An 8584-nucleotide genomic window follows, 5' to 3' on the forward strand; every position below is an offset into this window, starting at 1 on the left:
GGTGACCGCCGCGCCCGTCGTCGGGGTCCCGGAGAACACGGCCGAGCGCTACCGCGCCGCGGGCTACTGGGTGGGGGAGACCTTCGGCGAGCTGCTGGCCGCCCGCGCCGCCGAGCACGGCGAGCGCGAGGCGCTCACCGGCGGCGACGCCCGCTGGTCCTACCGCGAGCTGGACGAGCGCGCATCGGCGATGGCCACCGGCTTCGCCGACCTCGGCGTCGGCAAGGGCGACCGGGTCGTGGTGCAGCTGCCGAACGTGCCGGAGTTCCTGGAGGTCGTGTTCGCGCTGTTCCGCCTCGGCGCGGTGCCGGTGTTCGCCCTGCCCGCGCACCGCGAGACCGAGCTGCGCCACATCGCCGAGCAGGCGGGCGCGGTCGCGCTGCTGACCTCCGACGCGCACGAGGGCTTCGCCGCCGCCGAGGCCGCCGTGCGGGTGGCCGCCGCGGTGCCGTCGGTGCGGCACCGGATCGTCTGCGTGCTCGACGGCCGCGATCTGACCGAGGGTGCCGTCGACCTCGCCGCGCTGCGCGCCACCGCCCGCGCGCTGCCCGGCCCCGCCGCCGACGACCTGGCGTTCCTGCAGCTCTCCGGCGGGACGACCGGGCTGCCCAAGCTCATCCCCAGGACCCACGACGACTACCTCTACAGCGTCCGGGCCAGCGCGGAGATCTGCGAGCTGACCCGCGACACCGTGTACCTGGTGGCGCTGCCCGCCGCACACAACTTCCCGATGTCCTCGCCCGGTTTCTTCGGGGTGCTGCACGTCGGCGGGCGGGTCGTGCTGTGTCCGCGCCCGGACGCCGCGACCGCGCTCGGGCTGATCGAGCGCGAGCGGGTCACCTTCACCGGGGTCGTGCCGCCGCTGGCCGCGCTGTGGGCGCAGGCCGCGCCGACCGCGGGCTTCGACGTGTCCAGCCTCGCGGTGCTCCAGGTCGGCGGGGCGCGCTGCGCCCCGGAACTGGCCAAGCGGATCGGGCCCGCGCTGGGCTGCGCGGTGCAGCAGGTGTTCGGCATGGCCGAGGGCCTGGTCAACTACACGCGCTTGGACGACCCGGAGGACCTGGTCGTCAACACCCAGGGCAGGCCCATCTCCCCGGACGACGAGATCCGCGTGGTGGACGACAACGACGACGACGTCACGCCCGGCGAGATCGGCGCGCTGCTCACCCGCGGCCCGTACACGATCCGCGGCTACTACGACGCCACCCGACCCGACGTCGCCGCCCACAACGCCGCGTCCTTCACCGCGGACGGCTTCTACCGCACCGGCGACCTGGTCCGGATGACCCCTGAGGGCTACCTGGTGGTCAGCGGCCGGGTGAAGGACCAGATCAACCGGGGCGGGGAGAAGGTCGCCGCCGACGAGATCGAGAACCACCTGATCGCCCACCCCGGCGTGCTCGACGCCGCCGTGGTGGCCATGCCCGACCCCTACCTCGGTGAGCGCAGCTGCGCCTTCGTCGTCGCGGTCGACCCCGACGCCGCGCCGACTCCGGCGCAGCTGCGGGCGTTCGTCCGGGGCCGCGGGGTGGCGGCGGTGACCGTGCCCGACCGGGTCGAGGTGGTGGCGGCCTTCCCCGAGACCGGGGTGGGCAAGACGAGCAAGCGGGACCTGCGGGCGGCCGTGGCCGCCCAGCTGCGCGAGGAGAAGCCATGACCCCGGAATCGCTGCTGGCCGACGTCGCCGAGATGCTCGACGTCGACCCGGCGGGCATCGGCGCCGACGACGACCTGGTCGACCTCGGCCTGGACTCGATGCGGCTGATGACCCTCGCCGAGACCTGGCGCCAGCAGGGCGTCGACGCCGACGTCGCCGCGCTGATGGAGCAGCCCACCCTCGCCGGGTGGCAGAAGCTGCTCACCCCGTGAGCACGGCGATCACGGCGGCGAGCCCGACCGTCTCCCGCCCGGTGGGCAGACGGGCGGGCTGGCTGCTGGTCGCCGTCGTCGTCCTGGCGATGGTGTGCCTGGTCAGCGTCGCGGTCGGGTCGCGGATGCTGCCGCTGGACGTCGTCTGGAAGGTGCTGACCGGCGAGATCATCACCGGCGACGAGTACACGATCATCTGGGACCACCGGGTGCCCAGGACGCTGATCGGCCTGACCTGCGGTCTCGCGCTCGGCGTCGCCGGGGCGCTCATGCAGGCGCTGACCCGCAACCCGCTCGCGGACCCGTCGCTGCTCGGTGTCGACATCGGCGCGTCCACCGCGGTCGTCGCGGCGCTCTCGCTGTTCGGCGTGACCGCCATCGGCGACTACATCTGGTTCGCCTTCGGCGGTGCGGCCGTCGCGTCCGTGCTGGTCTACCTGCTGGGCGCGACCGGGCGCATGGTCACGCCCGAGCGCATGGTGCTGGCGGGCGCGGCCATCAGCGCCGCGCTCGGCGCGGTCGTCGCCGCGGTGCTGCTGCTGGACCCGGCCGCCTTCCAGCAGTTCCGGTTCTGGCAGATCGGGTCCATCAACGGCCGCGACCTCGACGCCGTCATGACCGTCTCGACCTTCGTGTGCGCCGGGCTCGGGGTCGCCGCGCTGCTCGCCGCGCCGCTCAACGCCCTCGCGCTCGGCGAGGACACCGGGCGCGCGCTCGGCGTGCGGGTCGGGCAGGTGCGCGTCGGCTGCGTCCTGGCGATCACGCTGCTGTGCGGGGCGTCGGTGGCGCTGGCCGGGCCGATCGCGTTCATCGGGCTCACCGTGCCGCACATTGCGCGCGCGATCACCGGCCCCGACCAGCGCTGGGTCCTGCCCTACTGCGCCGTGCTGGCCCCGACCCTGCTGCTCATGGCCGACGTCCTCGGCAGGCTGGTGATGTCGCCGCGGGAGATCGAGGTCGGCATCGTCACCGCGCTGCTCGGCGCACCGGTCTTCATCGCCCTGTGCAGGCGCAGGAAGCTGGTGGCGGCGTGACGTCCCGGCTGGTGGGCAAGTCCCGCGTGCACACGACGGTCCTGTCCGGTGTGGTGGCCCGCCTCGGCGACCGGTCGGTGCGGGTGCACCCGCGCTCGGTCGTCGTGGTGGTGCTGCTGCTCGCGGGGACCTTCGGCGTGTACGTCCTCGGGCTGGTGACCGGCGACTTCCCGCTCACCGTCGGCCAGATCGTCGACACGCTCAACGGCTTCGGCACCGGCGGCATGGAGTACGTCGTCTTCGACCTGCGGCTGCCGAGGCTCACCACGGCCGTGCTGGTGGGGGCCGCGCTCGCCGTCAGCGGCGCGGTGTTCCAGAGCCTGTCGCGCAACCCGCTCGGCAGCCCGGACATCATCGGCTTCTCGGCGGGCTCGGCGACCGGCGCGATCGTGGTGCTGATCGGCACCGGCGGCGGCATGCTCGCCATCGCGGCGGGCTCGGTCATCGGCGGGATCGCGACCGCGGTCGTCGTCTACGTCCTCGCCTACCGCGGCGGGGTGCAGAGCTACCGGCTGATCCTCATCGGCATCGGCGTGTCCGCGGTGCTGGCCTCGGTCAACACCTTCGTGCTGACCCGCGCCGGGCTGCGGCAGGCGCAGGCCGCGCAGGTGTGGCTGATGGGCAGCCTCAACGGCCGCGGCTGGGACCAGGTGCTGCTCATCGCCTGCGCGGTCGCCGTGCTGCTGCCCGCCGCCATCGCCCTGGGCAGGCGGCTGTCCCTGCTGGAGATGGGCGACGCCACCGCCGCCGCGCTCGGCGTGCGGCCCGAGCGCAGCAGGCTAGCCCTCGTCGTGGTCAGCGTCGCGCTGACCGGCGCGGCGACCGCGGCGGCCGGGCCGATCGGGTTCGTCGCGCTCGCCGCGCCCCAGGTGGCCAAGCGGCTGTGCCGCTCGACCGGGCCAGGGCTCGTGCCGGCCGCGGCGATGGGCGCGTTCCTGCTGCTGCTCAGCGACGTGCTCTCGCAGCGCTTCTTCGGGCAGAACACCCTGCCCGTCGGCGTGGCGACCGCCGCTGTCGGCGGGGTGTACCTGGCCTGGCTGCTCGCCAGGGAATGGCGGTCCGGATGGCGCTGACCCGCGTAACCGGCACCCCCGGAACGACTGTGGAGGAAGACCGCGTGGACCTGCTCAGGAGCCTGCTGCTGCGCGAGCGGCTGACCTACGGCGCGGGCCTGGCGGCCTCGGCCGTGCAGCAGACCGCACTGCTGGCCCTGCCCTTCTGCGTGCAGCACGGCCTCGACGACGGCATCACGCCCGGCGACGCGGGCCGCACCTGGCTGTGGGCCGGGATCACCGCCGCGGTCGCCGTGCTGATGATGGCCGCGGGCGTGGCCGCGTCGTGGTGGTCGAACCTGGCGGCCAACCGCATCGGCCACCGCCTGCGCACCGACCTCGCCGCGGCGGCCGTCGGCCTCGACCGGGCCGCCGCCGCCGAGTTCGGCGAGGGGGACCTGGCGATGCGGGTGACCCGCGACGTCGAGTTCATCACCGGCTGGGTGCAGGGGCTGACCCGGTGGGCGAGGGTGATCGTCACCGTGGTCGCTGTGGTGCCCGCGATCGCCCTGCTCGATCCGGCGCTGCTGTGGGTCGTGGCCGTCGCGATGCCGCTGCTCGGCGTCCTCAACGCCCAGTTCCCCGCCCGCTACCGGCGGGCCAACGAGAAGCTGTCCGCCGCCCACGGCGACCGCGCCGACACCGTCGCCGACCTGCTGTCGGCGAGCGCGGCCGTGCGCGGCCTCGGCGGCGAGCACGTCCTGGTGCGCAGGCACGACGCGGCCAGCGGGCACGTCACCCGGCACACCATCGGCGTCGCGCGGGTCTCGGCGTGGTGGGTCTCCAGCCCGCCCGCGGTGCTGCGCATGGCGATCGCGGTCGGCATGGGCATCGGCGGGTTCGCCGCCATCGACGGGCGGATCACCGTCGGCGGGCTCGTCGCGTTCGTGTCGTGGATGGTCACCCTGACCACGGCGGTCACCGTCCTGGTCGACCTGCTCGTCAACCGGGGCCAGGCCAGGGTGGCGGTGCGCAGGCTCGCCGAGGTCATGGCCGCCCGGCCCGCCGTCGCCGCGCCCGCCGAGCCGGTGGAGCTGCCCGAAACCGGTCAGCTCCGCGCCGAGGGTGTGAGCGTGGTGCGCGGGGGCCGGGTCATCGCCGGTCCCGTCGACCTCGCCGTCGGGCCCGGGGAACTGCTGGTCGTGACCGGGCCGACCGGGTCGGGGAAGTCCGCGCTGGCCCGGGTGCTGTGCAGGCTGGACGACCCGGACTCCGGCGCCGTCCGCTTCGGCGGCGTCGACCTGCGCGAGGCCGACCCCGAGCAGGTGTGGCTGCGGGTCGGGCTCGTGCCGCAGCGGCCGGTCGTCGTGTCCGGGACGATCGCCGACAACATCGCCCTCGGCCGCTCGGTCGACCGCGCGGACGTGGTCGAGGCGTGCTGGGCGGCCTGCCTGGACGAGTTCGTCGACGGTCTGCCCGAGGGGCTGGACACCCCGGTGGGGGAGCGCGGCGAAACCCTCTCCGGCGGCCAGGCGCAGCGCCTGGCGCTGGCCCGCGGCCTGCTGGCCCGCCCGCCCGTGCTGCTGCTGGACGACGCGACGTCCGCTGTGGACACCGAGACCGAGGCGACGATCCTGCGGCGCCTGCGCACGCACGCCCCGGACACCGCGCTGGTGTTCGTCTCGCACCGCCCCGCCGTGGTGGCGGCGGCCGACCGCGTGGTGCGCCTCGGCGCGCCCGCGGGGATGGAGGTCATCGGTGGCTGAGGTCCGCCTGCTCTCGGAGGAGCCGCCCACCAAGGGCGTCTACGGCCGCTTCGGCCCGCACCTGCGCCCGCACCGCACGCGCATCCTGCTGGCGCTGCTGACGACCGCGCTCAGCACGGCCGCCGTGGTCGCCATCGCGCCGGTCATCGGCCAGGCCGTCGACTCGGTGCTGGCCGGGGACCGCGACGGGCTGTGGTTCGCCGTCATCGCCCTGGTCGTGCTGACCCTGGCCCGGTTCGTGCTGCTGGCCGCCGCCGAACTCCAGCTGACCAAGGTCGGCGAGGACATCGTCCGGGGGCTGCGCGAGCTGGTCGTGCGCAGGCTGTCGTCCGCGCCGCTGCGGTTCATCGAGGCGCACCGCACCGGCGACCTGCTGCGCCGCGGCACCGGCGAGATCGCCGACCTCGCCCAGTTCGTCAGGGCGAGCCTGCCCGACCTGCTGGGCGTGGGGATCGCGCTGACCCTGACCGTGGTCGTGCTCGCCGTGCACTCGCTGCTGCTGACCGGGATCGTGCTGGTGGTCTTCGTGCCCGCCGCGATCCTCGTGCTGCGCTGGTTCGACCGCGACGCCGACGACGCCTACGGCGCGCAGGCCGCCGCCGACGCCACGATGACCGCGCACTTCACCGAGCTGGTCACCGCACGCGAGGCGCTGCGCGTCAACGGCGGTGTCGCCGCCCGGCTGCTGCGCTTCCGCGGCGCGAACGACCAGGTGCTGAGCACCGCGGGCCGCACCGTGGCCGTGCGCAACCGGCTTGAGGGCATGACGCTGCTGGAGGGCCTGTCGACGGCGGTCCTGCTGGTGCTCGGCGTGTGGCTGGTGTCGGTCGATGCGATCACCGTCGGCACGGTGGTGGTGTTCGTGCTCGCCACCCGCAACCTGTTCGAGGGCATGCTCGGGCTGTCCGAGCTGCTGGCCGAGCTGCAGATGGTGCGCACCGGCCTGGCCCGCCTGCACGACCTGCTCGACGCGACGGACACCGAGGCCGGTTCCGGGAAGGCCGCCGCGCCCGCGCGCGGCGAGCTGACCGCCACCGGACTTGAGTACTCCTATGTGGACGGCGTCGCCGTGCTGCGCGACATCTCCGTCGACCTGCCGGTGGGCAGCAGGACGGGGCTCGTCGGGCACACCGGGTCGGGGAAGACGACACTGGCGAAGATCCTCAGCGGCCTCTACCGGCCGGACCGGGGGACCGTCCGCTTCGGTGGCGTGGACCTGCACGAGCTGGCCGAGTCCGAGCTGCGCAGGGCCATCGTGCTGGTGCCGCAGCGGGTGCACATGGTCGAGGGCAGCGTCGCCGACAACCTCGCCTTGGCGCCCACCGAGCCCGACCGCGCCGCGATGGACCGCGCCGTGGCCGACCTCGGGCTGACCGGCTGGGTCGCCGGGCTGCCCGAGGGCCTCGACAGCCCGGTCGGCGCGCGCGGCGACCGGCTCTCGGCGGGCGAGCAGCAGATCATCGGCCTCATCCGGGCCGCGCTCGTCGATCCCGCCGTGCTGATCCTGGACGAGGCCACCGCCGACATCGACCCGGAGACCTCCGAGCGGCTGGAGGGGGCCGTCGAGCGGCTGCGCAGCGGCCGGACCCTGATCGTCATCGCCCACCGCGAGGCCACCATCGCGCGTTTGCCGCAGCTGGTTCGGCTGTCCGGGGGGTCGGTGTCGTGAGGCGCGCCGCCCTCTGTGACCGAGCCCGCAGCGGCGGGCATAGAACTGCATCCGCCGGAAACATTAGGTTAGCCTAACTACACTCAACCGCGAGGAGAGGCAATGTCGACCAACCCCTTCGACGACGAGAACGGGACCTTCCACGCTCTCGTCAACGCCGAGGGCCAGTACTCGCTGTGGCCCACGTTCGTGGACGTCCCCGCGGGCTGGACCATCGCGCTGGGGCCCGACACCCGCCAGGCCTGCCTGGACCACATCGAGCGCGAGTGGACGGACATGCGCCCGCGCAGCCTCGCCGAGCGCATGGACTCCGCCGCCCAGCAGGCCCGGCCCGCAGCGGGCGCCTGACGTGGCCGCCGCGCCCGCCCGGGGCCGCGAGACCCTGCGGCCCTACCGGCTCACCGTCGCAGGCCGCGCCATGGTCACCCCGACCACCGCGCGGATCACGCTGACCGGCCCCGACCTGGCCGAGTACCAGGCCGTCGGGCCGGAGCCGCGGTGCAAGGTGCTGCTGCCGCCCGCCCCGGACGCCCCCGTCATCGTGCCCGACGACGTCCCCTTCTGGGACGCCGTCCGGGCGCTGCCGGAGAGCCTGCGGCCGGTCGTGCGCACCTACACCGTCCGGGCGGCGCGGCCGGAGCAGCGCGAGATCGACATCGACTTCGTCCTGCACGGCGACCACGGCCCGGCCGCGCGCTGGGCCAGGGCGGCGAAGGTCGGCGACGACGTCGGGCTCTACGGGTGCCTGAGCAGCTTCACCCCGCCCGCCGACACCACCGCCTACCTGCTCGTCGGCGACGAGACCTCGCTGCCCGCCATCGCCGGGATCGCCGAGACCGCGCCGGCGGGCCTGCCGGTGCGGGTGCTCATCGAGGTGGGCTCGGCAGGCGAGGAACAGCCGCTGCCGTCGGCCGCCGACCTGGCGGTCACCTGGCTGCACCGCGGTGACGCCGAGCCCGGCACGACCGAGCTGACCGCCGCGGCCGTCCGCGCGCTCACCGACATCGCCCCGACGACCTACGCCTGGGTGGCAGGCGAGGCGGGCATGGTCCGCGACGTGCGCGCCCACCTGGCCATCGAGCGCGATCTGTCGCGCCAGCGCCTCTACTTCAGCGGTTACTGGCGCCGCGGCCAAGCCGAGGACGAGGACTAGCCCGAGAACACCCCCCGGGCCACCCGCAGCGTCAGGTGGTCCCCACGACCGCGCCCGGAAGGGTCACCCGCTCCATGCCCGATCCCCAGCCAGCCCCGTCC

The 8584-nt window shown here is 74.6% G+C and carries 8 protein-coding genes; all 8 read left to right on the forward strand.

Annotated elements, in window-relative coordinates; all coding sequences use genetic code 11:
- Window position 1 precedes the first annotated feature (1 nt).
- The 8 genes from ACFPM7_RS14515 to ACFPM7_RS14550 all read left to right on the forward strand — a co-directional run bounded on the left by ACFPM7_RS14515 (window position 2) and on the right by ACFPM7_RS14550 (window position 8483).
- Window positions 2-1657: a (2,3-dihydroxybenzoyl)adenylate synthase gene (locus ACFPM7_RS14515; RefSeq protein WP_378248395.1), complete on the forward strand. Its 1656-nt coding sequence runs from the start codon at window positions 2-4 to the stop codon at window positions 1655-1657.
- Window positions 1654-1869 carry a phosphopantetheine-binding protein gene (locus ACFPM7_RS14520; protein WP_378248078.1) on the forward strand — a complete coding sequence of 72 codons (216 nt, stop codon included), beginning with the start codon at window positions 1654-1656 and terminating at the stop codon, window positions 1867-1869. The genes ACFPM7_RS14515 and ACFPM7_RS14520 overlap by 4 nt, the downstream gene beginning before the upstream one ends.
- Window positions 1866-2903 (forward strand): FecCD family ABC transporter permease, encoded by a 1038-nt coding sequence (locus ACFPM7_RS14525; protein ID WP_378248080.1) that lies wholly within the window; start codon window positions 1866-1868, stop codon window positions 2901-2903. Before ACFPM7_RS14520 ends, ACFPM7_RS14525 begins: the two co-directional genes overlap by 4 nt.
- Window positions 2900-3976, forward strand: coding sequence for a FecCD family ABC transporter permease (locus ACFPM7_RS14530; protein WP_378248082.1), 1077 nt, complete (start codon window positions 2900-2902; stop codon window positions 3974-3976). Before ACFPM7_RS14525 ends, ACFPM7_RS14530 begins: the two co-directional genes overlap by 4 nt.
- Before the next feature lie 44 nt (window positions 3977-4020).
- On the forward strand, window positions 4021-5661 hold the full coding sequence (locus ACFPM7_RS14535; protein WP_378248084.1) for an ABC transporter ATP-binding protein: 1641 nt from the start codon (window positions 4021-4023) through the stop codon (window positions 5659-5661).
- Window positions 5654-7330: an ABC transporter ATP-binding protein gene (locus ACFPM7_RS14540; protein WP_378248086.1), complete on the forward strand. Its 1677-nt coding sequence runs from the start codon at window positions 5654-5656 to the stop codon at window positions 7328-7330. Before ACFPM7_RS14535 ends, ACFPM7_RS14540 begins: the two co-directional genes overlap by 8 nt.
- A 102-nt stretch (window positions 7331-7432) precedes the next feature.
- Entirely contained in the window at window positions 7433-7678 is a 246-nt protein-coding gene (locus ACFPM7_RS14545) for an MbtH family protein (RefSeq protein WP_378248088.1), read from the forward strand.
- 1 nt (window position 7679) lies between these two features.
- Window positions 7680-8483 (forward strand): siderophore-interacting protein, encoded by an 804-nt coding sequence (locus ACFPM7_RS14550; RefSeq protein WP_378248090.1) that lies wholly within the window; start codon window positions 7680-7682, stop codon window positions 8481-8483.
- The last annotated feature ends 101 nt before the right edge of the window (window positions 8484-8584 follow it).

Origin of the sequence: Actinokineospora guangxiensis (genome assembly GCF_042657845.1) — a bacterium.
GTDB lineage: Bacteria > Actinomycetota > Actinomycetes > Mycobacteriales > Pseudonocardiaceae > Actinokineospora > Actinokineospora guangxiensis.